Origin of the sequence: Plesiomonas sp. ZOR0011, from assembly GCF_000800945.1 — a bacterium.
GTDB lineage: Bacteria > Pseudomonadota > Gammaproteobacteria > Enterobacterales > CAMTGL01 > Plesiomonas > Plesiomonas shigelloides.
In genome coordinates, this window is the sequence record NZ_JRKB01000068.1 from 12778 (window position 1) to 37172 (window position 24395).

At 56.0% G+C, this 24395-nt stretch carries 24 protein-coding genes; all 24 read right to left on the reverse strand.

All coding sequences use genetic code 11. From position 1 onward, the window contains the following. Positions 1–7: 7 nt before the first annotated feature. On the reverse strand, positions 8–1141 hold the full coding sequence (locus L975_RS12290; protein ID WP_047708886.1) for a chemotaxis response regulator protein-glutamate methylesterase: 1134 nt from the start codon (positions 1139–1141) through the stop codon (positions 8–10). A gap of 80 nt (positions 1142–1221) precedes the next feature. After that, on the reverse strand, positions 1222–3435 hold the full coding sequence (locus tag L975_RS12295) for a chemotaxis protein CheA (RefSeq protein ID WP_047708887.1): 2214 nt from the start codon (positions 3433–3435) through the stop codon (positions 1222–1224). 56 nt (positions 3436–3491) lie between these two features. Beyond that, positions 3492–4217 (reverse strand): protein phosphatase CheZ, encoded by a 726-nt coding sequence (locus L975_RS12300; protein WP_010862178.1) that lies wholly within the window; start codon positions 4215–4217, stop codon positions 3492–3494. Positions 4218–4241: 24 nt separating this feature from the next. Continuing rightward, positions 4242–4625, reverse strand: a complete 384-nt coding sequence (cheY, locus tag L975_RS12305) for a chemotaxis response regulator CheY (protein WP_010862179.1) — start codon at positions 4623–4625, stop codon at positions 4242–4244. 54 nt (positions 4626–4679) lie between these two features. Further along, positions 4680–5402 carry an RNA polymerase sigma factor FliA gene (locus tag L975_RS12310; RefSeq protein ID WP_010862180.1) on the reverse strand — a complete coding sequence of 241 codons (723 nt, stop codon included), beginning with the start codon at positions 5400–5402 and terminating at the stop codon, positions 4680–4682. After that, on the reverse strand, positions 5395–6285 hold the full coding sequence (locus tag L975_RS12315) for a MinD/ParA family protein (RefSeq protein WP_010862181.1): 891 nt from the start codon (positions 6283–6285) through the stop codon (positions 5395–5397). The genes L975_RS12310 and L975_RS12315 overlap by 8 nt, the downstream gene beginning before the upstream one ends. After that, the gene (gene flhF / locus L975_RS12320; protein ID WP_047708900.1) at positions 6278–7858 is read right to left on the reverse strand and encodes a flagellar biosynthesis protein FlhF; all 1581 of its coding nucleotides are present in this window, start codon (positions 7856–7858) and stop codon (positions 6278–6280) included. Before flhF ends, L975_RS12315 begins: the two co-directional genes overlap by 8 nt. Positions 7859–7876: 18 nt before the next feature. Then, entirely contained in the window at positions 7877–9973 is a 2097-nt protein-coding gene (gene flhA, locus L975_RS12325) for a flagellar biosynthesis protein FlhA (protein ID WP_039045269.1), read from the reverse strand. A 193-nt stretch (positions 9974–10166) separates the two neighbouring features. After that, complete coding sequence (flhB, locus tag L975_RS12330; RefSeq protein ID WP_047708890.1) at positions 10167–11300, reverse strand: flagellar biosynthesis protein FlhB; 1134 nt, start codon at positions 11298–11300, stop codon at positions 10167–10169. A gap of 58 nt (positions 11301–11358) precedes the next feature. Then, the gene (gene fliR / locus L975_RS12335) at positions 11359–12153 is read right to left on the reverse strand and encodes a flagellar biosynthetic protein FliR (protein ID WP_047708891.1); all 795 of its coding nucleotides are present in this window, start codon (positions 12151–12153) and stop codon (positions 11359–11361) included. Further along, complete coding sequence (gene fliQ, locus L975_RS12340) at positions 12153–12422, reverse strand: flagellar biosynthesis protein FliQ (protein WP_047708894.1); 270 nt, start codon at positions 12420–12422, stop codon at positions 12153–12155. The genes fliR and fliQ overlap by 1 nt, the downstream gene beginning before the upstream one ends. 128 nt (positions 12423–12550) lie before the next feature. Then, a complete protein-coding gene (gene fliP, locus L975_RS12345) occupies positions 12551–13336 on the reverse strand; it encodes a flagellar type III secretion system pore protein FliP (protein WP_052181453.1) in 786 nt (261 codons plus the stop codon). Next, a complete protein-coding gene (fliO, locus tag L975_RS12350) occupies positions 13336–13755 on the reverse strand; it encodes a flagellar biosynthetic protein FliO (protein WP_010862188.1) in 420 nt (139 codons plus the stop codon). Before fliO ends, fliP begins: the two co-directional genes overlap by 1 nt. A 2-nt stretch (positions 13756–13757) precedes the next feature. Continuing rightward, positions 13758–14153: a flagellar motor switch protein FliN gene (fliN, locus tag L975_RS12355; RefSeq protein WP_036768569.1), complete on the reverse strand. Its 396-nt coding sequence runs from the start codon at positions 14151–14153 to the stop codon at positions 13758–13760. Next, positions 14146–15189 carry a flagellar motor switch protein FliM gene (gene fliM / locus L975_RS12360; protein WP_010862190.1) on the reverse strand — a complete coding sequence of 348 codons (1044 nt, stop codon included), beginning with the start codon at positions 15187–15189 and terminating at the stop codon, positions 14146–14148. Before fliM ends, fliN begins: the two co-directional genes overlap by 8 nt. Positions 15190–15197: 8 nt before the next feature. Beyond that, the gene (locus L975_RS12365) at positions 15198–15692 is read right to left on the reverse strand and encodes a flagellar basal body-associated FliL family protein (protein WP_047708896.1); all 495 of its coding nucleotides are present in this window, start codon (positions 15690–15692) and stop codon (positions 15198–15200) included. Positions 15693–15739: 47 nt separating this feature from the next. Beyond that, positions 15740–17188, reverse strand: coding sequence for a flagellar hook-length control protein FliK (locus L975_RS12370; RefSeq protein ID WP_047708898.1), 1449 nt, complete (start codon positions 17186–17188; stop codon positions 15740–15742). A gap of 243 nt (positions 17189–17431) precedes the next feature. Next, entirely contained in the window at positions 17432–17872 is a 441-nt protein-coding gene (gene fliJ, locus L975_RS12375) for a flagellar export protein FliJ (protein ID WP_010862193.1), read from the reverse strand. Positions 17873–17890: 18 nt separating this feature from the next. After that, positions 17891–19210 carry a flagellar protein export ATPase FliI gene (gene fliI / locus L975_RS12380; RefSeq protein ID WP_010862194.1) on the reverse strand — a complete coding sequence of 440 codons (1320 nt, stop codon included), beginning with the start codon at positions 19208–19210 and terminating at the stop codon, positions 17891–17893. Next, positions 19197–20165: a flagellar assembly protein FliH gene (fliH, locus tag L975_RS17335; protein ID WP_052181454.1), complete on the reverse strand. Its 969-nt coding sequence runs from the start codon at positions 20163–20165 to the stop codon at positions 19197–19199. The genes fliI and fliH overlap by 14 nt, the downstream gene beginning before the upstream one ends. Before the next feature lie 16 nt (positions 20166–20181). Next, on the reverse strand, positions 20182–21210 hold the full coding sequence (gene fliG / locus L975_RS12390) for a flagellar motor switch protein FliG (RefSeq protein WP_010862196.1): 1029 nt from the start codon (positions 21208–21210) through the stop codon (positions 20182–20184). Further along, the gene (gene fliF, locus L975_RS12395) at positions 21200–22909 is read right to left on the reverse strand and encodes a flagellar basal-body MS-ring/collar protein FliF (RefSeq protein ID WP_010862197.1); all 1710 of its coding nucleotides are present in this window, start codon (positions 22907–22909) and stop codon (positions 21200–21202) included. Before fliF ends, fliG begins: the two co-directional genes overlap by 11 nt. A 17-nt stretch (positions 22910–22926) precedes the next feature. Continuing rightward, positions 22927–23250 (reverse strand): flagellar hook-basal body complex protein FliE, encoded by a 324-nt coding sequence (gene fliE, locus L975_RS12400; protein ID WP_010862198.1) that lies wholly within the window; start codon positions 23248–23250, stop codon positions 22927–22929. A 154-nt stretch (positions 23251–23404) separates the two neighbouring features. Beyond that, positions 23405–24395 (reverse strand): sigma-54-dependent Fis family transcriptional regulator (locus L975_RS12405; protein WP_047708904.1); only part of this gene is annotated, 991 nt, incomplete at its 5' end.

Consider the following 24395-nt stretch of genomic DNA (forward strand, 5'->3'; position numbering starts at 1 on the left):
TTAATGATTATTCACAACCGACTTCAATCATGATCCGCTGGGCAACCCGCTCCAGTGGCAGGATTTCCGCGGCAATACCGGCTTTAACAATGGCCTGTGGCATACCGTATACCACGCAGCTCTCTTCATCCTGTGCCCAGATAGTTGCGCCCTGCTCATGCAGCAATTTGGCACCATCGCGACCATCGGCGCCCATACCGGTCAGCACAACCGCCAGAACTTTGTCACGATATTGACGGGCACACGAGGCAAAGGTGATATCCACGCACGGCTTGTAGTTCATGCGCTCACCGCCATCGAGGATCCGAATACGCATCGCCCCCGGACGGCCATCCAGCACCATCTGCTTGCCACCCGGTGCCAGATAAGCGGTACCCGGTTGCACCACATCTCCGTCTGCCGCTTCTTTGACGTTAATCTGACACAAGTTGTTCAGACGGCTAGCAAAGGCCGCGGTAAAGGTCGCGGGCATGTGCTGGATCAGCAAGATTGGATGCGGGAAATTACCCGGCAATTTAGTCAGGATATTTTGCAGCGCAACCGGACCGCCGGTTGAAGTGCCGATCGCCACCAGCTGATACACCTTGCCACTACGGCGGGTATTCAGCGCCGCCGGACGCACCGGACGGTTCTCCGAAGCAGGCGCTGCGGCGCGCAGCGGCGTCGCGCTGTTGCTGGTCGCTGGCGTGCGGCTCGCGCTCAAGCTGCTGGTCGCTGGACGCTGACTGAGCAGAGGACGCACCCGATGACGAGAGATAGAGATCACCCGCTGTTGCAGCAAGGTAATCGCCTCTTCCCGATCGCGGGCGATATCTTCAAATTTCTTCGGCAGGAAATCGACGGCACCGGCGTCCAACGCATCCAGCGTGGCTTTGGCACCCTCATGGGTCAAAGAAGAGAACATCAGGATCGGCGTTGGCCGCACCCGCATAATTTCCCGTGCCGCATCAATGCCGTTCATCACCGGCATTTCGATGTCCATGGTGACGACATCAGGGCGCAACTGCTGCACTTTTTCGAGCGCTTCTTTGCCGTTGTTAGCGGTATCAATCACTTCCAGCTGTGGATGACTGTTCAGGATCTCACTGACACGGCGACGGAAAAATACCGAGTCATCAACAACTAATACTTTGATTCCCATTATCCCTCTACTTTTTTATCTCTTTTTTCGGGTCGTTATGACGGCAGGGATGTAGGCCAGCGCGCGCTGGCCCCAAGTCCTCAGCGATGGGTGTAATGTTTAAGCAGACCCGGTACATCCAGAATCAAAGCGATTCCGCCGTCACTGGTGATGGTGGCACCGGCCATGCCCGGCGTTCCTTGCAGGAATTTATCCAGCGCCTTAATCACCACTTCTTCCTGTCCGATCAGGGTATCGACCACAAAACCGATACGCTGATGGGCAATCTGTACAATCACCACATGGCCGAACTGCGGACGCTCCTGCTGGCATTCGCCGCGGGTTTTCGCCAGCCAGTCCTGTAAGTAAAACAGTGGGATGGCTTTGTTACGCACGATCACGGTCAGCTGACCATCCACACAATTGGTTTTGCTCAGATCCAGATGGAAAATTTCATTCACGCTCGCCAGCGGCAGCGCGAAGGTTTGATTCGATACGCCAACCATCAGTGTTGGCAGGATAGCCAGCGTCAACGGCACTTTGATTTCCAAGCGGGTACCGCGCCCTTTGCTGGAATCAATGTGAATGGCACCGTTAAGTTTGGTGATACTGGTTTTCACCACGTCCATCCCCACGCCACGGCCGGAGATGTCGGAAATTTCTTTTTTGGTCGAGAAGCCCGGCGCAAAAATCAGCGCGTAGGCTTCATTGTCACTCAGGCGAGCGGCGGCATCGGCGTCCATCATGCCGCGATTAACGGCGATCCCACGCAGTTTTTCTGGATCCATCCCCGCGCCATCATCTTCGATGATCAGCAGAATATGGTCACCTTCTTGGGAGGCAGCCAGACGCACTTTACCTTGCGCCGGTTTACCCGCTTGTACGCGGACATCCGGCATTTCGATGCCGTGGTCCACCGCGTTACGCACCAAGTGCACCAACGGATCGGCCAGCGCTTCGACCAAGTTTTTATCCAGATCGGTGTCTTCCCCGCTCAGCTCCAGTACCACCTCTTTTTTCAGGCTACGGGCCAAATCGCGCACCACGCGCGGGAAGCGGCCAAATACCTTACGGATTGGCTGCATGCGGGTTTTCATCACGGCGCCTTGCAGATCAGCGGTCACCACATCGAGGTTGGCGCACGCTTTGGACATCTCTTCGTCATCGCTATTGATGCCAAGGCTGATCAGGCGGTTACGCACCAGTACCAGCTCGCCCACCATGTTCATGATGTCGTCGAGGGTCTTGGTATCCACACGCAAGGTGGTTTCCGGTTGCACGGCGTTAGACGCTGGCGCTTTGCTGGCCGCCGCGGCCACAGGGGCTGCTGGCGCACTTTCTTCTGCGCGAGCCACATGAGGCACTGAAGCTGGTGCTGGAGTCGGCGCTGTTGCAGCAGGCGCAGCTGGCGCTACCGGTGCGGCACTGGCGGATGCAGCTGGTAAACGGGTGACCGCAGGGCCTTTACCGGCACCGTGCAAATCATCGAGCAGACGCTCGAATTCATCATCAGAGATCTCGTCACTGCTGGCTGTGGCCGGTGCGCGGGTGGCGGTAGCCGCAGGGCCTTTGCCAACACCGTGCAGGTCATCCAGCAGGCGTTCAAATTCGTCATCAGAGATGGCGTCGCTGCTCGCAGCAGGCGCGCTCTCGGTTGTTACTGCAGCCGGTGCGGCAGTGGCTGGTGCTAACGCTACTTCCGCTGACGCGCTCGGGCCTTTGCCTTCGCCGTGCAGGGCGTCGAGCAGGCGTTCAAACTCATCGTCGGAAATGTCGTCGATACCGAAGGTCTGTGGCGCAGCCGGTGGCTCGCTAGCCGCTTGCATTTCGGCCAGTGCATTCATTTCGGCCATCAGCAGTGCTTCGGCATCGGCAGCCGGAGCCACCGGAGCGGCGACAGGCTCTGGCACCACTGGCGCGGCAGTCGGCTCTTCACACAGTTGATGCAAGGCTTCCAGCAGCTCAGGTGCCGCCGGTACCGGCTCTTCGCCGTTTTGCACTTGCTGGAACTGCGCTACCACGGTATCCAGTGCTTGTAAAATGACATCCATCAGCGCCGAGTCAATCTGTCGCTTACCGTTGCGCAGAACGTCAAACACATTTTCAGCGCCGTGACAGGTGTCAACCAGTGATGTCAGGGACAGGAAACCTGCGCCCCCTTTGACCGTATGAAAGCCGCGGAAGATGGCATTCAGCAGGTCTTTGTCATTCGGCTGTTGTTCCAGCTCTACCAGCTGCTCTGACAGACGCTCGATGATCTCACCGGCTTCAATCAGAAAATCCTGCAGAATGTCTTCGTCTAGTTCAAAACTCATCACTTGCCCCTGAAAATGATTCTGAATATCTAATAAGCGACGGATTGACGCCGGGCTTAAAAGCCTAAGCTAGAGAGCAGATCGTCAACGTCATCCTGACTTTGAACCACATCTGCGCGTTTTTCACGATCATGGATCGGGCCTTCGGCACAAATGGCCTGCGCGCGCAGATCTTGCTCTTGCAACGGATTCTCGACCTCGGTCATCCCGAACGACTTCATGATGTTGATCAGGTGCTCTTCCACCTCACCCACCAGCCCGGTCACTCGACGGATAATCTGGCCGGTCAGATCCTGGAAGTCTTGCGACATCAAGATTTCGGTCAGCTGGCTACGCAACTGATCGCTTTGCTGTTCGGTCGACTTGAGGAATTCATCCAGCTCCAGACACAGAGACTTAAATTCCCCCAGCTCCATTTCGCGGTTAAACAGCTTCTGCCACACCGGTAAAATGGCACCGGTTCGCTCCGCCAAGCTGTCCGCAATGGGGAACGCCGCATCGACCGCATCCATGGTGCGGTTGGCCGCCGTTTCGGTCATGCTAACCACGTAATTCAAGCGGCCTTGCGCATCCGGCAAATCCTGCTGGGTCAGTTGCGACAGGCGTGGGTCTAATCTGAATTCTGACAGGCCGCTGTGCAGTACCCGCGTCACTTTGCCCACTTCATTGAACAGGGTGTTATAGCTTTGCGACGCTAACATCTGGACGATCTGGTTGGCTTCTTCCTGCTGACCATTTTCCAGCAGTGCCACCAGCTCTTTGGCTTGTTCGAGCGTGATCATGGGATCTCTTCCGTTCAGTGGGGATTACTGGATCCGCACGAAAATTTTGTCTAATTTCTCTTTCAAGGTCGCCGCAGTGAACGGTTTAACGATGTAACCGTTAACGCCCGCTTGCGCCGCTTCGATAATCTGTTCACGCTTGGCTTCTGCGGTCACCATCAATACCGGCAGATGCTTGAGATCGGCATCGGCGCGGATGGTTTTCAGCAGGTCAATACCCTGCATACCCGGCATGTTCCAGTCGGTTACGACAAAATCAAAATCGCCGTTGCGCAGCATTGGTAAGGCGGTAGTACCGTCATCCGCTTCGTGGGTATTGTTAAATCCCAGATCGCGCAGCAGGTTCTTAATGATGCGTCTCATCGTAGAGAAGTCGTCAACGATAAGGATTTTGATATCTTTGTCCAAAGTAGCCTCCAATGAGGTGTAGTGCTCAATTGAGTGAATAAAACGTGCCGCTTCTTATACGGCTGACCAAGCATGCAGCTTGGCCCGCAGACGGTGCATCGTCTGACTCAGAATCTGGCTGATCCGCGATTCGCTTACGCCAAGTACGGCGCCAATTTCTTTTAAATTCAATTCTTCATCGTAATACAGTGACAACACGAGGGCTTCGCGTTCCGGCAGGCTGCGAATGGCATCGGCCAGCGCCTGCTGGAAGTTGTCATTTTCCACGCCTTGAAACGGTAAATCGTCGTGACGGGCTTCTGGCGCAAACGCCACATCCTCGGGCACGCCGAGGTCATCAAAGCCAATCACTTTACCGCCGTTCACGTCTTGCAGCATGTGGTGGTACTCATCCAGTGAGACCTCCATATACGCGGCCACTTCGTGATCACGCGGATCGCGACCGAGCTGTTTTTCTAAATTTTCGATCGCTTCCGTAATGCTGCGACTGTTGCGGTGAACAGAGCGCGGGATCCAGTCGCCACGTCGGATCTCATCCAACATCGCGCCACGGATCCGAATGCCGGCATAGGTTTCAAAACTGGCCCCTTTGCTGGCATCGTAATTTTGCTGAGCTTCCAGCAGGCCAATCATGCCGGCCTGAACCAGATCTTCGAGCAGTACACTCGGTGGCAAGCGCCCCATCAGATGGCAGGCTATACGCTTCACCAGCGGAACATGGCGCATCAGCAGGCTGTTGCGATCCTGACATTGGCTGTAAGCCAGGGCTTTACTCACGACACTCTTCCTCCCGTATCATGACGGGACGGCGCAATAAGCGCTCGACGAAAAACTCGAGATGTCCTGTCGGGTGGTTCGGTGCCGGCCAACTGCTGGCGCGCTGGGCCAAGGTGTTCAAGGCCAACGCAGCTGGCGATTGCGGGTACGCATCCACCACCACTTTTTGCTTACGCACCGCCAACCGGACATGTTCATCCAGCGGGATGCAGGCCACCAGCTCTAAGCTGGCATCCAGAAAACGGTCAGTGACCCGACTCAGTTTGCTGAATAAATCTAAGCCTTCGCGGTAACTGCGCACCATGTTGGCGACAATCTTAAACCGGGTCAGGCCATGCTGACGGTTGAGCACCTTCATCAGGGCATACGCATCAGCAATTGAGGTCGGCTCGTCACACACGGTAACCAGCACGTCTTGCGCCGCGCGCGAGAAGCTCATCACCATGTCAGAGATCCCAGCGGCGGTATCAATCAGCAGTACATCAACCTGATCTTGCAGCGAGCTAAACGCGCGGATCAAACCGGCGTGCTGCGCCTCCGACAAATCGGTCATCGACTGGGTACCCGGCGATGCGGGGATCACCTTCAGGCCGTATGGCCCTTCCACGATGATATCTTCCAGATCGCACAAACCAGCCAGCACATGTGACAGGTTGCGCCCCACTCGGATCCCGAGCAGCAGATCGACATTAGCCAGACTTAAGTCGGCATCAAAAATCATTACCCGCAGTCCTTTACGGGCCATAGCTACCGCCATGTTTAAGGTGATGTTGCTTTTCCCTACACCACCTTTACCACCAGTAACGGCGATAACCTTGGTTTTGGCCGGCTGTACCAGACTTCGTAAACCGCTGGCTTGATCATTTAAAACTGCATTACTCATAGAGGTCCGCTGCCTGAGGCTGAGCACGCTCGCTCGTCCAAAAATGCTGTACAGAGATGTCCTTATCCAACAATTCTGCCGCCCGTTTCACTAAGTTCTCCCGACTGGCAATACGGATATCTTCCGGCACCCGCTGCCCGTCAGTGATGTAACTGATAGGTAAGGCGTTTTGAATCGTAACGCTCATTACCTCTCCCAAACTTAAGCTCTCATCCAGCTTGGTTAAAATGGTGCCGGAGAGGGGGATGCGCCGAAAATGTTCCACCGTTTCTTGCAGCACACTGCGCTGCGCGGTGGCCGGTAATACCAGCAGGCTCCGGATACGTTCGCCTTGGGTCTGCATCAGCGTGTTCAGCTGTTCTGTCAGGCGCAAATCGCGCTGACCCATACCGGCCGTATCCAGCAGGACAAAGTGTTTATGCCGCAGCTGATATAATACAGCGGCCAGTTCGTCCGCATCTTTAGCCGCCCGCACCGGACAGCCTAAAATTCGTCCATAGGTGGCCAATTGTTCATGGGCACCAATACGGTAGGAGTCGGTGGTCACCAAGGCGATATGCTCCGCGCCGTACTCCATGGCATAGCGCGCTGCCAGCTTGGCGATGGTGGTGGTTTTGCCCACGCCTGTCGGGCCAACCAGCGCAACCACGCCGCCGCGGCTGAGCAAATTGTCATCCGAGATCATCAGCTGATCGGTCAGCAGCTCCAGCACCAACGACCACGCTTGCGTTAATTCGGTCTTTTCTGGGATATAACCCACCAGCTGTTCCGCCAGATTATCGGGAAAACCCATCTTCAGCAGACGGTCAATCAGCATGGCGCGTACCGGCTCTTTGCGCTCCATCTCCTGCCACATCAGATTCGAGACCTGATGCTCCAGCAACCGGCGGATAGACTGCATCTCACTGCGCATCTGCTCAAGGGCGCGCTGATTTTCTTGTGAGCGTGAGCGCGGGCGCGATTCGGTATTGGAAAGTGGATCAAGGTTGGCGTAGCGCGCGCCACCGTTCACCGGCGCATCAGTACTCGCCTGACGGCTCGCATCATGGCGCGACGCGCTGCCTACCGCGCCTTGGCCAGCGTTGCTGCCAAGCGAATTAGGCATCCCCGCCGCCTGACTTTGGCTATCCGGTCGGCCTTCTTGGCGAAAACGCTGCTGGCGATCCAGCAAGGCGCTCAGGGAATCAGCCGGCGCGTCGTCTTGCTCACGACCACGGGCATAAAACGATGGCAAGGATGACGGCGCGCTGTCCGCGGCTGGCGCGCGATTATTCGCTGGCGCATAGCCAAAACCCGGCTGCGCAGACGTTGCGACCGGCTTAAGCCCCTTGCCCTCTTCCATCAGTCGCTTGCGCGCAGCGGTCAGCTGGCTAACCAGCTCACGCTTGATGGCTTCATTGTCATCCTGCCGGCTGACCGGCGCGGCGGAAGCGGCGTCATCAAACGCGGCTACAATCTCAACCCCGCCTGCCACTTTCTTATTGGACATGATGACGGCATCCGGACCCAGATGCTCTTTCACCTGCTCCAGTGCTTCGCGCATGTCTTTGGCAAAAAAACGTTTGATCTTCAACACTGACCCCTGACGGTTTTATCGCCCGACTGAATTAACGATTCGAATTTGTTTATCATCCGGTACTTCCTGATAAGAAAGCACCCGTAAGCTTGGTATCGCGTTTTTCACAAAACGCGCCATGGTGGAGCGCAGTACCCCGGATGTCAGCAGTACCGCAGGTTCACCCTGCAGTTCCTGATCTTGCGCCGCCTGCAGCAGAGATTGTTGCAAACGTTCAGCCAAGCCCGGCTCAATGCCACCGGCATCGCCGCCCGCCGCCTGCATCGTTTTATGCAACATCTGTTCCAGCTCAGGGGCCAAGGTAATCACCGGCAATTCGCCCGCATTACCGTTAATCTCCTGCACAATCATGCGGCGCAACGCAATACGTACCGCAGCCGTCAGCACATCCGGATCTTGGCTACGCGGCGCATATTCGGTCAGGGTTTGTACGATGGTGCGGATATCGCGCACTGGTATGGCTTCGCTCAGCAGGTTTTGCAGCACTTTGACCACGGTACCCAGCGGCAGAGTCTCCGGCGTGAAGTTCTCCACCAGTTTCGGTGCACTGCGCGACAGCATCTGCAGCAGATTTTGCACTTCTTCGTGACCAATCAGCTGCGAGGCGTTGTTGATCAACACCTGACTGATGTGGGTGGCCACCACCGTGGCCGCATCCACCACGGTGTAACCCAAGGCTTGCGCATGTTCACGCTGCTCTGGGGCTATCCACACCGCTTCCAGGCCAAAGGCCGGATCACGGGTTGCCTGACCATCAATGGGGCCAAAAACCTGACCGGGATTGATAGCCAGCTCACAGTCGTGACGGATTTCCGCCTCACCGTAATTCACGCCCATTAACACGATGCGATAGGTGCTCGGTTGCAGCTCAAGGTTGTCGCGAATGTGTACAGAAGGCAGCAAAAAGCCCAAGTCTTGCGACAGCTTCTTACGCACCCCTTTGATCCGCTCTAACAGCTCACCGTTTTGGCTGCGATCCACCAGCGGGATCAGGCGATAGCCCACTTCCAGCCCGATGATGTCAATCGGCTGTACGTCATCCCATGACAGCTCACGCAGCGGCGCAGGCAAGGCCTCAGTCGGCGCGTCGGCTTGTTCTTTTTCCTGCACCGCCCGTTTTTTCTGCTGCTCCAGCTTCCAGTACACCAAACCGGCACAGGCCAAAGCCAAGGACAAAAACGCAATGTGCGGCATGCCCGGCACAATCCCCATCACAAACAGAATGCCGGTGGCAATCATCAAGGATTTCGGGTTGCCGGTCATTTGCTGCACCAGCTGCTCACCCATGTTTTCGGAGCGGTTCTGACGGGTCACCATGATGGCCGCCGCGATAGAGAGCAGCAGCGACGGGATTTGCGCCACCAGACCATCACCGATGGTCAGCAGGGTGTAGATAGACAATGCTTCACCGGCGGACAACCCATGCTGGATCATGCCGATGAAAAAACCACCGATGATGTTGATAAACAGGATCAGGATACCGGCGATGGCATCGCCTTTAACGAATTTGGAGGCACCGTCCATGGAGCCGTAGAAGTCCGCTTCGCGGGTCACTTCTTCACGGCGGGAGCGGGCTTGTTCTTGGTCAATCAGACCGGCGTTCAGGTCGGCGTCAATCGCCATTTGTTTGCCGGGCATCGCATCGAGGGTAAAGCGGGCGCTCACCTCGGAGATACGGCCCGCACCTTTGGTCACGACCATGAAGTTGATGATCATCAAGATGACGAACACCACAATACCTACCGCGTAGTTACCGCCAATCACCACGTTACCGAACGCTTCGATCACCTTACCGGCTGCTTCCGGGCCGTTATGACCTTCCAGCAACACCACGCGTGTCGAGGCCACGTTCAGCGCCAAGCGCAATAGAGTGGCAATCAGCAGCACCGTTGGGAACGCCGCGAAATCCACTGGCCGCAAGGAGTACACCGACACCATCAGCACCACCAGTGCCAACGCGATGTTGAAGGTAAACGCGATATCCAGCAGCATGGCTGGCATCGGTAGCACCACCATGGCCAGCGCCGCCAGCACCAGAAGCGGGGTACCGAGTCCGCGCAGCAGTTGTGTTTTATCCGATGGCAGTTTGCCCAATACCGCTTGGAGATTCATGAACAGCAGACCTGATCGTGCACTAAATTTTAGTTCAGCCGCCGTATCTTGCTGCTAGACGCACGCTAACTCGCGTTTTGCGAGCAGCGGCGCGTCTAAAAATCACACAAAACAGTGCGCTATCTCATTGAAGCGACGATAAATTGGCTGAACACCGTCAATATCTTGGTTTAAAGCAATATGAGTGCCAAGATTAACGGCGCAGATCGTCCGGAATTGGGAGCTCGTCCGGCAACGGAATTGGCCGACGGAAGGTTTTGCCCTTGCGGTATTGTTGCAGCTGGAATACGTAAGCCAGCACCTGCGCAACGGCCATAAACAGGCCATCGGGGATCGGCTGCTCCAACTCGGCGCTGTGGTACAACGCCCGCGCCAGAGGGGGCGCGGGGACTATCGGAATATCGTGGGCATTAGCAATTTCCCGGATCTTCATCGCCGTGAAGTCGACCCCTTTGGCCACCACCACCGGCGCTTTATCCACATCACGCTGATAGCGCAATGCCACCGAAAAGTGCTCGGGGTTGGTGATGATCACATCCGCCGATGGCACTTCGCCCATCATACGGCGGCTGGCCATCTCGCGTTGTAACTGACGAATGCGCCCTTTGATGTGCGGGTTACCTTCGCTGTTTTTGTATTCTTCCTTCACTTCCTGCTTGGTCATCATCAGCTTTTGGCTGTGATTCCACAGCTGATACGGAATATCAATCGCCGCCACCAAAATCAGGGTACAACTGAGCAGCAGAACAAACCACAGTAGCGAATCCACCGCATGGAAAATGTTGCGCGGGAAGGCTTCCAAGCTAAGCTGCGCCAAATCATTGCGCGTGTTGAGCAGCAAGCGCCAGGTCACGACACCAATGAGCAAGATCTTAAGAATGGATTTACCCAGTTCAACCCAACTTTGCAGACCAAACATTCGCTTAATGCCAGACATTGGGTTCAGTTTGTTGAACTTAGGCTGCATCGCTTCAACCGAGAAGTTAAAACCGCCGATTAGCGATGCGCCCAACACCGAGGCGACAAACAGCAGCAGCAAAATCATCGCCAGTGACGGTAAGATATTCAGCAGCGCTTTACAGGCAATGGTAAGCAGCGCATCAGAATCGAACACTTCATCGCGGGTAAAGCTGAACAAGCGGTGCATCAGGCGCGCTAACGCCATGGCGAGGTTCTGACCAAACCACAATAGCGCTACCGAGCCCATCACCAGCACGATCACCGTGGCAAACTCGCGCGAACGCGCAACCTGACCTTTTTTACGGGCGTCATCTAAACGCTTAGACGACGCCTGTTCCGTGCGTTCTTGGCCGTCGGACTCCGCCATCAGGCGCCTCCTTTACGGTTACGAATAGCTGCAGTGTACTGCGGCAAGCAGGTCAGCATTACAAACCATCCCCACAGGTCATGTGCAGCAAGGTACACATATCATCCAGCGCCACGCGCCAATAAATATCATAGTGGCGCGGGAAGGCAGACAGCAGATACCAGAGGGAGAACAAGCCGCACAGCAAAATCAGACCAAAGCCGAGGCTATAAACGTTAAGCTGCGGTGCGGCGCGGTTCATGATCCCCATCGCGATGTTGACGGTCAGCAGCGAGATAATCGCCGACAGCGACATACTCACTGAGCCCAGAAACAAAATGCCAAACCACTGACTCAGCAGATGGTAACCGCCAGCGGTAATGCCGGTTTCCCCCACCGGTAAGGTGGTAAAACTGCGCACCAGCATCTCAATCATGATCAAATGACCATCGAGCAGCAAAAACACCAGCAGCGTCAGCATCATATAAATCTGACCCAGCAGCGGCGTATTCTGACCACTGGCCGGATCGACCATTGAGGCAAAACCGAGGCTCGATTGCATACTCACTATCTGCCCCAGCATCACAAAAATCTGGGTCAGAAACTGCGAGATCATACCAATCGCGACGCCAATTAAGATCTGTTGCGCGGTGATCAGCACACTGTGCAGGCTAAACAGCTCAATACCTTGTGGCATGGCGGGAATGGAGGGCAATGACGCCAGCGTTACCGCTACCGCCAACAGCAAACGCACCCGCGCTGGCACGAACGCCGCGCCAATGGCGGTCATGGTCATCAGCATGCTGCTGATACGGGCAAACGGCCACAAGAAACTGGCCCAAAACTGCATGATATTGCCCGATAACCAATCCATCAGCGGATCACCCGAGGGATGTCATCAATCATGGCGTAAAAGAAATCCATCAGCTGACCGGTCATCCAGTGGCCGAGGAAAATCAGCGCCAAAATGGTCACTACCAGACGCGGTAAGAAGCTCAAGGTCTGTTCGTTGATCGAGGTGGCAGCCTGAAATACCGCCACCACCAGACCAATCAGCAACCCCGGCACCATGATGGCCGACACCATCACCAGTACCTGATAGAGCGCATGCTGAAAGATTTCTACAAAGGCTTCGGGAGACACCTGCGGTTCCTTGTTCTATGCAGCCACACGTCGATAACGCATGAAATTAATGAGTAAGATGCACTGAGACGCCAAACGGCAGTTGGTGCATGTCGTAACCGCATGCACAAGCTACATGCTAAATCGTGCTACATACCAAAACTGCCGGCCAAGGTGCCTAAGACCAGATTCCAGCCATCCACCAGCACAAACAGCATCAGCTTAAATGGCAACGACACAATCATCGGCGACAGCATCATCATACCCATCGCCATCAACACACTGGCGACCACCAAGTCGATAATCAAAAACGGCAGAAACAGCATAAAGCCAATCTGGAACGCAGTTTTCAGCTCGCTGGTCACAAACGCTGGGATCAGCACGGTCATGCTGACCTGCTCCGGTGATTGCACCTTGTGACCGGATAAGCGCACGAAAGTGGCTAAATCGGTTTCACGGGTCTGTCCCAGCATAAAGGCATGCAGGGGCTTCTGAGCGCGGGTAATGGCCTCTTGGGCACTCACCTCTTCGCGCATATAAGGCTGCAAGGCATCTTGGTTGATCTTGTCCAATACTGGCGACATCACAAACAAGGTCATGAACAAGGTAATGCCAATCAAAATCTGGTTAGACGGGCTTTGTTGCAGACCAATGGCTTGGCGCAAAATCGACAGCACCACAATGATGCGGGTAAACGAGGTCATCATGATGACAATAGCTGGCAAGAAACTCAGCATGGTCATCAGGATCAACACCTGCAGCGATACCGAATAATCGGTGCCACCGCCTGGGTTATCGTTCATGGTGATAGCCGGAATACCGGTTCCCGCCGCCCATACCCCGGCCGGTAACAGCAACAACAACGGCAAGACAATATACAGCGGACGCTGCAACGTAGCCCGTAAGCTACGCAAGCGAGAAAAGGTCGGGAACATCAGTGAGCAGACTCGTTATCAGAAGCAGACGCAGCGGACTTGGCCGCCGACTTGCGTTTTTCCAGCAGGGCATTGAGCTGCTGCTGAAAGCCCGATGGCGGATTGGCGTGATTTTCCGGCGCGTCGCCCAACTCTTTGAGCAGGCTGATGCTTTGCGGCGTCACCCCCAGCAATAAACGCTGGCCTTCGACATTCACCACCATCAACCGCTCGCGCTGACCGAGCGCCTGTTGCTGTTCGACACGCATATTGCCATGCCCGTTAAACGGCAAGCGCATACGCTTGGCGACCCAGCCCAATCCAACAATCAGACCCAGCACCAGCAGCAGTGACATCAGCGCCATGCCGATATTCATGTCCGGCTGGGCAGACCAAGCCGGTAACGGCAGCAACGCGGCTGCCGGTAAAAGACGTTTCATGCTTACTTCAGCTTCTTGATGCGTTCAGTTTGGCTGATCACATCGGTCAGACGGATGCCGAACTTGTCGTTCACCACCACCACTTCGCCGTGCGCGATCAAGGTGCCGTTAACCATCACGTCCAGCGGCTCACCGGCAATACGCTCCAGCTCCACCACCGAACCTTGGTTCAGTTGCAGCAGGTTACGGATGCTGATCTGACTGCGACCCACTTCCATGGAGATGGTCACCGGAATGTCCAGAATGCTGTCCAGACGCTTACGCTCATTTGGATTGAGCGGCACGCTTTCGTCCTGCAGCTCTTCGAGCTCGGCGCGCTTGACGCCATCATCTTCCACGCCCATTTCGCTAGCCCACTGCGCGGCCAGTTTCTCCTGATCGGTTGTCATATCACTCATCGTCTAACACCACAATTTCATCGAGTAATTTATCGCTGCCCCGGATCAGGGACAGTTCACTTTTCATCACCTCCGGCCGTTTCAGACGCTCGGTGATCTTGAGGGCCAGATTCTCATTGGCCTGCCCTAACTGGGCACGGAAGCTCGGCAGGTCTTCAACATATACCAGCAGGTTTTCCGGCATATCCACCGGAATAATGTCGCCCGCTTTCATGTTCATCAGATCGCGCAGCGTCAGATCGACATCCAACAATTTGGCGCGCAGATCGACGTTGATCTCCATGATCTCTTCACGCAGGGCCTTGCCCCAACGCATGTCGGTGTCGCTCTTATCACCTTGAACACCGGCATCCAGCAGTTCACGAATCGGCTCCAGCATCGAATACGGCATGGTGATGTGCACATCGCCACCGCCGCCATCAAGTTCGATATGGAATGAGCTGACCACCACCACTTCGGTCGGGCTGACGATGTTAGCCATCGCTGGGTTCACTTCGGAATCGAGATAATCGAACTCGACATCCATCACCGGTCCCCACGCCTCTTTGTAATCACCAAAGATCAGCTTGAGCAGCATCTGGATAATACGGCGCTCGGCAGGGGTAAATTCCCGCCCTTCCACTTTATTTGGGAAGCGGCCATCACCGCCGAAGAAGTTTTCCACCAAAATGAACACTAAGCGCGCTTCAAGCGTGATCAATGCAGTGCCTTTCAGCGGGCGGAAACGCACCATGTTCAAGCTGGTCGGCACAAATAGGGTGTGCACGTATTCACCAAACTTGAGCATTTGTACGCTGTTGATCGACACTTCGGCAGTGCGGCGCATCATGTTGAACAAACTGATACGCATGTGACGGGCAAAACGTTCGTTAATCAGCTCCAGAGTCGGCATCCGGCCACGGACAATCCGATCCTGCGAGGAAAAGTCAAAGGCCTTCACACCCTGTGATTTCGGCTGCTCCGGCGCATCGTCAACGACATCGTCCACCCCGTGTAACAGGGCATCAATTTCGTCTTGTGAGAGGATATCAGACACGGGCTACCTTACTGCATGACATAACTGGTTAACAGGATCTGTTCAACGGCAGGTGCGTTGACCAGTTTTTCCATCGAATCACGCACCTCTTTGAGGGCCTGATCACGCAGCAATTCACGGCTGCGCGGATCGCGCCACTGCTCTACGGTAGCCGCAGAGAAGGACGACAAAATAATGCTTTCAATCAGCGGTAAGTTGGCTTGCACCAAGGCGCGATCGGTTTCACTACGTACCAGCAGTTGCACCCGGATCTCCACCAAGCGATCGCGCAGACCACCGGAGACGTTAAACACGAATGGGCGCGAGGTATTCACATACATCGCCATGGTGCCCAATACCGGCGAGAAGCCTTTTTTCGGCAGGGATTCGCTCTTATCCGCAGCAAACCAGTAGTAACCACCGGCGCCCGCGCCAATCACCAGCAGCGCGATCAGGCCGATAATCAGCCAGCGTTTTTTATTATTGCCGCTGGCGTTGCCATCCAGCGTAAGGTTCTCTGCCATCTGTTCTCTTTTCCTAATAATGTCTGACGGGAGCGGGGGAAACCGTCTTACGCGTAGTAATCGACCGCGTGTGCGCTGCCGGTGACTGTGTGCTGCTGTACCGTCAGGGCCTCGTCAGTACCGACATCGCTGCCATTGCCGAGGCTGCTGCCAGAGTGTCCCGGCGCGCCGCGCAGATCCTGACCTTGACCCGACGCACCGCCTTGCTGTTGCTGGCTTTGCTGCTGAACCTGCGTTTGTCCCAGTTGGATCCCTTGCTGGGCCAGCATTTCACGCAGCCGTGGCAAGGTTTGCTCCAGTAACTCGCGCGCATGGCTGCTTTGCACCACGATCCCGACTTGCGCCTGATCCTGATTGAGGTGCAATTTAATCTGCAAATTGCCCAGCTCTGGCGGGTCCAGACGGATTTCCACCGTATCCAGCTTGCGGTTAAGCAAAAACTGTACCTGTTCTTGCAAGGCTTGCGCACTTTGTTCCGGATGACGCAGCGGCAGCGGCGTAGGCGCTTGAGGTTCAGGCTGGCGCATTGCCGACAGACCGTTATTGCCCTGCGCTTGGCGTAAGCTGTCGAGAAAATCGTGGGTAGCCGCTTGTGGATGCGCGGCGGCGGCTGGGGTGTCGGTGGCCTGATGGGTGGCGGCTTTGGTCGCGGCCAGCAGAGTGCTATCCGCTTTGCTGGTCGCGTTATCGCTTGGCTCATCGGTGCCGAGCAACATTTTTAAGGCACTCTCGGTATGCTGCGAAGATACCGCCGAAGCCTCCACTTTGGGCTCGGCGGCACCTTTTAATGCCGCCGCCATTTGCTCGGCGCTGGCGTTCAGTTTGCCACTGGCATCTAATTCTGCGCTCGGCACTTGCGTGCGGCCAGAGGCGCCGGTCAACTGACTCAAGGCGTTCAGGTTCGCTTCTTTGCTGGCACTGCCTGCGCCGCCCTCGGCACCTTTTGCTGACTGCAACGCCTGACGGCTCGCGGTGATTTGCTGCAGCCACGGATCATCGCTGGCACTGACTACAGTCTCGGCTTTGCTGGCTGCGCTATTGGCATCCATGCTTGACTGAGCCTTGGCGGACGCTTCGCTCTCTGCCTCGGAAGTATCGATAGTCAGGGTCTTATCACCGCTAGCCGAGTCGTCAGCTGCCTCTTGCGCCTTAGTCGCAGCAGTGCCGGCAGTATCCGCATTGGCGTCTACCGCGAGATCTTTTTTGTCTTTATTCGCGGCGGCTTTATCTTTTTTATCGGCTTTGTGGGATTTATCCGTTTTGTCGGTATTGCTGGCCTTATCGCTGGCCGCCGTGTTTGCATTGTTATCTGCTTTTTTACCGGCGGCATCTTTTTGCCGCTCATCACGCTGCTGCGCTTTGTTCAGGCATTCATCAAAGCGACCGCCCGCAGAGGCTGAGCGTGCAGAGCCCGACGTTGGAGTCGAAGTTTGAGACACGGGGCCGGCACTGCCAGCGGCGGATGGCGCGGCGGGAAGAAGAACGGATTGTGGCATCTCAACCTTCCTTAGGATAATTAGTCATGCAGGGAACAGAGCGCGGCTGACCGGCCAAGCAAAATGCGGCGCAGATCAAATCGCGTCAATTACTCAACCATACGAGCAAAAAGCACGCCAACAAATTGACATCCTGCCAAGATGCTTGCGGCTAAGATAGTTGCGTCAATCATATCCGTGCGAATCACACCAGCACGCTTTAGCACGCTACGTCACCCAACGCGGCTATCGTCTGCATATGGATTAACGCTGAGTTTGTAAACGGCGTAGCAACTGCGCCGCCATCTCATCATTTAATTTTTGCTCTTCGCGCGCGGCTTTTTGCTGCTTTTGTTTTTCGCGGCGCTCTACCAGCATTTCGAGGGATTTGCGTTTTTGCTTGGCATCCAGCCACAGCTCACGCGCCCGGTCAGCTTGCTCCTCAAAGGTGCGGCGGGCATAGTTTTGTTTGACCAAATTCTGATCCAAATGGCCAATAAACTGCTGCAGATGGTGATATTCACTGGCGTTTAAACCAGCACAACCGCGCTGTGACATCTGTTGGCAGTAGTCATAGCGATACTCATGGATCCGCTCCATCTGCGCCTCATGCATGCTCAATTGCTGACGCGCTTGTGACAGATGGCCGGAGGCATCTTGCTCTTTTTTACCGGCTTGCTCTAACAGTAAATCCAAGGCTTTCATGTTGCATTAACCTCTGCGTCAACCACCGAGCAGAACCTGTTTCAGATCACTGACACAGCGATCAAACGGCCAGACATCTTTCATACCTTGCTGCAGGTACTCATCGACCTTCGGTTTAAAATCAATCGCCTGATCCACCCGTGGATCATTGCCGCGCTGATAAGCGCCGATGGCAATCAGATCCTGATTGCGGTTGTAGGTGGCACAAATTTGCCGCACCGCGCGTGCCATCAGTTGATGCTCATCGCTGGTAATCGCTGGCATCACTCGGCTCACCGAGCGCTCAACATCAATCGCAGGATAGTGACCGGCATCAGCCAGCTGGCGCGATAACACAATGTGACCATCGAGAATGGCCCGCGATGCATCGGCAATCGGGTCTTGCAGGTCATCACCTTCACTCAGTACGGTAAAGAACGCGGTGATCGAGCCCTTCCCTTCCGCGCCATTACCGGCGCGCTCCACCAGTGCCGGCAGTTTGGCAAATACCGACGGCGGATAGCCTTTGGTGGCCGGTGGCTCACCGACCGACAGCGCGATTTCCCGCTGCGCTTGAGCAAAACGGGTCAGAGAGTCCATCAGCAGCAGCACATCTTGCCCCTGATCGCGAAAATATTCGGCGACCGTCAGCGCCGTCTGGCAGCCTTTCAGACGCATCAGCGGTGACGAATCCGCCGGCGCGGCAATCACCACCGAACGACGACGCCCTTCTTCACCTAAAATCTCTTCGATAAATTCACGCACCTCACGGCCACGTTCCCCGATCAGGCCCACTACCACCACCTGCGCGGTAGTACCACGGGTCATCATGCCGAGAGTCACCGACTTACCAACACCGGAGCCGGCAAACAGGCCAATACGCTGGCCCTTGCCTACCGTCAGCATGCTATTGATAGCCTTGATGCCAACATCCAGCACTTCATGGATCGGTTTACGTTGCAGCGGGTTAATCGGCGCGGCAGAAAAATCGGCGCTCTGCTGACAGCGCAGCGGCCCTAAGCCATCGAGCGGACGGCCAACACCATCGATAATGCGCCCTAATAGCTCCGGCCCTACCGGGATCCCTTGCTTGCTGACAATCGGCGTCACGCGCGCCCCCGGTAACACGCCGGTTAACGGCTCGGTGGGCATCAAAAACAGGGTATCGCCGCTAAAGCCGACCACTTCAGCTTCCATCTCACCAGAGACAGTTTCAATCAGGCACAGGCTACCGACCGGCGCACGGCAGCCAATGGCTTCCAAGGTCAGCCCGACCACGCGCACCAGTTTACCGGCCGCCACCGGCTTATCGGCAAGATTGCGGCATTGATAAGCGGCCAGCGACTCACGCAGGGACATGCGCGGTCTCCGCATCGCTGCGCTGTGGCTCAGCACTGGTATCAGAAAGGGAATTGGCCTGCTCTGGCGTTAGCTGCGCTGGAGCTGACTCATCTGGCGCGAGCTCAGGCGGTGCCGGCGGCATGCGATCATGCGCAGCCTGTACCGCTTCATCTAGTGCTTCTAAGCGGCGATGGTTCACATGGCGAAATTGCTCCAGCACTTGCGCCAGACGCTGCGCCATATCACAGCGCACTTGCGAGACATGCTCACTGACCCGCACATCGCCGCGCGCCATCGCCGGATCGGCGCGCAAACGCCAACCCTGCTCACGAATTTGCTCTGGCGAATAGTGCTGCTCAACGCACGCCAAATCTTGTGGATGCAGACAGATTAACGGATGTTCGGCAGCAACCGGCAGCGCGGCAATGGCTTGGCGCAAAGTCTCCAGCAATACTGCCGGATTGAGACTGACCTCGGTTTGCGTCACTTCGCGAGTCAGCGTCAGCACCATGTGCAGCAGTTGCTGCTCGAGCTGGGTGTCGATATCGCGCAAAGGCTGATGCAACTGACCCAGCGCCTGAGTCAACGCCTGCACATGCTGCGCGATTTCGGCTTGCCCTTCGGCAATGCCCTGCTCACGGCCTTCGGCCAGCCCTTCAGTGAAACCGGCGCTCTTACCTTCGGCGTGACCGGCGGTAAAACCTTCTTGTTTACCTTCGGCGTGACCAGCGGCAAATCCCTCATCGCGGGCAGCCTGATGAATTTGCTCCAGCTCTTCGGCGGTCAGCGCCGGTACGCTCTCTTCCTGCTCCGGTTCGGGATCCGGCCAGCGGATTGTGCGGTTATAGCCCAGCGCATTTAAGGTGCTTTCATCTAGCACCTCGTGGCTGTAATCGGGCAGCGACCAGCTTTCAAACTGCTCGGCTGCGGTCTCATCAGGGCGCACATAGCGGCCGGTTTGACGCTCATCCATCTGGTTACCTCACCGCTTAGATAAACTGATCGCCACTGCCAGGGCTGTTGATCACAATCTCGCCGGCATCGGCCATCCGACGAATGATAGCCAGCACCTCTTTCTGGGCGGCCTCCACATCGGCGACCCGTACTGGGCCCATGGCTTCCAGATCTTCGCGCAGCATTTCCACCGCCCGTTTGGACATATTGCGGTATACCTTTTCGCGCAGGTGTTCGTCGGCGCCTTTGAGCGCTCGCTGCAACACATCGTTCGGCACTTCGCGCAACAACATCTGAATACCGCGATCTTCCACGTCCATCAGGTTGTCGAACACAAACATCAGATCGTGGATCTGCTGAGCCAGCTCTTCGTCGTGTTCGCGCAGAGAATCCATCAATGGCGATTCGATAGAGGTGTCCAGATAGTTCATGATCTCGGCCGCCGCCTTCGGTCCGCCCATCTTCGCAGACTGAGCACCGGCTTGACCGGCGAACTGTTTCTCCATGATGTCGTTCAGCTCTTGCAGCGCGGCTGGCTGAACTTCGGACAAGTTCGCAATACGCATGGTCAAATCCAGACGTACCCGCTCTGGGAACTGGGCCAAGATACTGGCCGACTGATCCGGCTCCAGATAGGCCAACACAATGGTCTGGATCTGCGGGTGTTCGTGCTGGATGATGCTGGCCACCTGACGCGCATCCATCCACTTGAGGGTATCCAAGCCTTTGGAGCCACTGGACAAGATGATCTGATCCACCAGATTGCTGGCTTTATCTTCACCCAGTGCCGCCACCAAGGCATTACGCACGAAGTCATGGCTACCGACACCAATGCTGGTGAATTTCTGGATATCATCCACAAAGCGGCGATGCACATACGACACCTGATCGTGACCCGGGTCGAGGGTGACCGCCATCTGACGGCCCAGTTTCTGCACCTGCTTAGGCTCGAGTTTGCTGAGAATGTTACCGGCGTCTTCTTCGCTCAGGCTCAGCAACAAAATCGAGGCCATCTCCAGCCCCGACATCGAGACCGAAGGGGCCAGCTCATTATCATTTGTCATGGTTTTCCAGCCAGTACTTAATTACTTGCGTTGCCAACTCAGGCTCGTTCGCGGCCAGAGCCCGCACGGCTTTCACCAGATCTTCATCTCGGTGCAAGTTCGGCAGCTCCAACATACTGCCTATCGACAGGGTGCTGTCCTCCAAATCGCTGCTGAGCAATTTGAGCTCGTCTTCTTGCAGCAATTCGTTTTCGGCATCTTCTTGCAGCTGCTTGTCGATTTTCGGATTGAGCAGACGCTGCATCGCCGGACGCACCAGCACCAACAGCAGAACCACCACCACCAGCGCAGCAGACAGATATCGAATGCTCTGACGGAAGTTCTCACTTTCCCAGAACGCCGGCTCGGTAATATCGGCCAAGGCATCGGTAGACGCGAAAGGTACGGAGACCAGCTCCAGCACGTCGCCGCGCTTCATATCCATACCCAAGCCGCCAATCAGCAAGCGACGTAAGTTTTCCAGCTCAGCATCATTACGCGCCACCCGCACCGCATTGCCGGTATCCGGCGCCGTACCTGGCTTGTAATCCACCGCCACTGAAACGCTCATTTTCTCCAGCTGACCGGTCGCCTGACGGGTGTGCTTAATGGTGGTATCCACCTCGTAGTTACGGGTCGACTCTTTGCTAAAGCTACCGTCTGAGAGCTTGTCACCGTTTTGCAGCGCTTTAACATCCTGCGGAATCGAAGAGTCCGCCGGTGGCTGATTGCTCAGCGCACCCGGTACGCCCGCCACACCACGGCCACGGTTCACGTTCTCGCGGCTAAACTCACTGCGCATCGCCGGTTTGTCTTGGTCAAACTGCTTTTGCGTCTGTTCGCGCTGGGTAAAGTCCATCAGCACGCCGACTTCGGCGGTGTAGGCCCCCATCCCCAAGACCGGGATCAGGATGGAGTCAATCTTTTCGCGCAGCGCTTTTTCTTGCTGCCGCTGTAAGTCAAATTCCCGACGCTGGGCCATTGACGCTGGATCTTGGCTACCGGAATTCAGCAAACGACCGGTTTGATCGGAAACCGTCACCCGTGTGGTGCTCAATCCCGGTACGGCCGATGCGACCATATCCACAATCGAGTCCACCTCTTCTTGAGTCAGGCTCTTACCGGCGCGCAGCGTCACCATCACACTGGCGCTGGCGTTGTTCTGATCGCGGATAAACACGCTCTCACGCGGCAGCGCCAACAAAACCTGCGCCTTCATCACATTGCGAATTTGCTCAATCGCCGACGCCAACTGCCGCTCACGGCTTAGCTTCAGGCGCTCCCGCTCCAGACGCTGCGAAACCCCAAAGCCCATATCACTGAGCAAGATGCTATCACCGTTATCAGCCGGTTTATCCAGCCCGGCGCGGGTCAGCATCAGTTGGACTTTCTGGTATTGGTCTTGAGCGACCTTGATGGTGTTGCCATCGAGTTTGTAGGGCACTTTATTCTGGTCAAGATAGTCCAGCGTCTGCACCAGCTCTTCGTTACCGTAAGTGCCAAGCGGGCGCATTTCCGGCTCTTGAGCCCAGAAAAAAGCAAAGATAATCAGCGCAATACAAATTGCGACTGCCACGACCAAGATCAGCTGGCGTAGCCAGTCGACCTGCGAGAGGAATTCAAAGCGCGAGGAGCGCTCACCCAGATCCGGATTTTGTCCGGCGCTACCTGCGCCCACCGGATCGGTTGCTGTTGCTAAAGTTGTACTGGAGTCTGCCATAATTCAACCGCGTGCCGTCAGACAGGCATACTCATGATTTCTTTATAAGCTTCAAGCAGCTTATTACGTACCTGTACCGTCGCCTCAAAGGCCACGGAGGATTTTTGCCCCGCGATCATCACATCTGCCAGCCCAACACTGTGATCGCCAGCGTCAAAGCGCGTCGCCATGGTGTTAGAGGCCTTTTGCAGACCGTTGACATGGTTGATGGCATCCCCTAATAAAGCAGAGAAGTCCAAAGCACTGTTCTGCGCCGTACCCGTTACCGGCAGGCTGCGCGCGGATCCCGCAGCATCCAGAGCCATGCTCTTCATTTCTTGCTGTATTGCGGACAATTCCATCCTCAAACTCCATCGTCAAAACGTCATCAGAACGACTTAAATTAAGATTAATTACCCCTCATGCAATTTAGATACCACATCCGGTGAACCAAAATGTGGCATCACTCGCATCGAAATCGCCAAGGTCTGCTGTAGCAAAAAACGCGATGCGGGATTACTGCGGGATCGCTATCCCGCTATCGCGCATGCGGGCCAGTTTGTAGCGCAAGGTGCGAGGGCTAATGCCGAGGCGCTCCGCAGTTTCGAGGCGGCGCCCATCGCAGGCGTGCAGCGCCTGTAAAATCAAGTTGGCCTCCTGCAAACGCAAGTCACCATCGAGGGTCGCCGCCGAGGTCGCGCTTATCGCAGGATCCTCGTTCGCTTGGGATAACGCGGCGTTCAGAGCGTCTTGCTCCGCATGGCTCACCGCAGGGGAAGACTCGCTCAGGGATGGCGTCATGGCCGTTTGACACTGCTCAGGCTCCAGCAAAATGTCATGCACGCCGATTTCATCGCTAGCGGATAAGATCAAGGCACGCTGCATCACGTTGTCCAATTCACGCACGTTGCCCGGCCAGCGGTAACGGCGTAGCAGCTGCGCCGCGTCGGCAGTCAAACGCGGTAAGGTACTGCGCCCTGTCAGCTGATAATCGCGCGCGGCATGACGCGCGAGCAGATAATGTGCCAGCGGGATAATGTCATCCGGTCGCTCACGCAGCGCGCTCAAGTGCAGTGGAAACACATTCAAGCGATAGTAGAGATCTTCACGAAATTCGCCCTGACGCACCGCATCCAGCAGCTGCCGGTTCGAGGTCGCAAGCACTCGTACGTTCAGGCTGATAGTCTTGCGTCCCCCCAAGCGCTCCACTTCGCGCTCTTGCAGCACCCGCAGCAATTTCGCCTGCAAGCTAAGCGCCATCTCACTGATTTCATCCAGCAGTAAGGTACCGCCTTGCGCCTGCTCAAATTTCCCTGGACAGGCTTGCACCGCGCCAGTAAACGCGCCCTTTTCATAGCCAAACAAGGTCGCTTCCAGCATGTGATCCGGGATAGCCGCGCAGTTAATCGCCACAAATGGCGCACCGGCTCGCGGTGAGTGCTGATGGATAAAACGCGCCAGCACCTCTTTACCGACCCCACTCGGCCCTTGGATCATCACCGTCGCA

Bases quoted from the DNA above. Each gene is read 5' to 3' on its own strand.
- L975_RS12315 (WP_010862181.1), bottom strand. From the start codon at position 6,285: ATGAGTAATGCAGTTTTAAATGATCAAGCCAGCGGTTTACGAAGTCTG.
- fliE (WP_010862198.1), bottom strand. From the start codon at position 23,250: ATGGAATTGTCCGCAATACAGCAAGAAATGAAGAGCATGGCTCTGGAT.
- fliH (WP_052181454.1), bottom strand. From the start codon at position 20,165: ATGGATGAGCGTCAAACCGGCCGCTATGTGCGCCCTGATGAGACCGCA.
- L975_RS12300 (WP_010862178.1), bottom strand. From the start codon at position 4,217: ATGATCACGCTCGAACAAGCCAAAGAGCTGGTGGCACTGCTGGAAAAT.
- fliJ (WP_010862193.1), bottom strand. From the start codon at position 17,872: ATGAAAGCCTTGGATTTACTGTTAGAGCAAGCCGGTAAAAAAGAGCAA.
- fliR (WP_047708891.1), bottom strand. From the start codon at position 12,153: ATGGATTGGTTATCGGGCAATATCATGCAGTTTTGGGCCAGTTTCTTG.
- L975_RS12295 (WP_047708887.1), bottom strand. From the start codon at position 3,435: ATGAGTTTTGAACTAGACGAAGACATTCTGCAGGATTTTCTGATTGAA.
- flhB (WP_047708890.1), bottom strand. From the start codon at position 11,300: ATGGCGGAGTCCGACGGCCAAGAACGCACGGAACAGGCGTCGTCTAAG.
- fliF (WP_010862197.1), bottom strand. From the start codon at position 22,909: ATGGCAGACTCCAGTACAACTTTAGCAACAGCAACCGATCCGGTGGGC.
- fliO (WP_010862188.1), bottom strand. From the start codon at position 13,755: ATGAAACGTCTTTTACCGGCAGCCGCGTTGCTGCCGTTACCGGCTTGG.
- fliI (WP_010862194.1), bottom strand. From the start codon at position 19,210: ATGTCCCTGCGTGAGTCGCTGGCCGCTTATCAATGCCGCAATCTTGCC.
- L975_RS12370 (WP_047708898.1), bottom strand. From the start codon at position 17,188: ATGCCACAATCCGTTCTTCTTCCCGCCGCGCCATCCGCCGCTGGCAGT.
- L975_RS12290 (WP_047708886.1), bottom strand. From the start codon at position 1,141: ATGGGAATCAAAGTATTAGTTGTTGATGACTCGGTATTTTTCCGTCGC.
- fliP (WP_052181453.1), bottom strand. From the start codon at position 13,336: ATGTTCCCGACCTTTTCTCGCTTGCGTAGCTTACGGGCTACGTTGCAG.
- flhA (WP_039045269.1), bottom strand. From the start codon at position 9,973: ATGAATCTCCAAGCGGTATTGGGCAAACTGCCATCGGATAAAACACAA.
- fliN (WP_036768569.1), bottom strand. From the start codon at position 14,153: ATGAGTGATATGACAACCGATCAGGAGAAACTGGCCGCGCAGTGGGCT.
- L975_RS12365 (WP_047708896.1), bottom strand. From the start codon at position 15,692: ATGGCAGAGAACCTTACGCTGGATGGCAACGCCAGCGGCAATAATAAA.
- fliG (WP_010862196.1), bottom strand. From the start codon at position 21,210: ATGACAAATGATAATGAGCTGGCCCCTTCGGTCTCGATGTCGGGGCTG.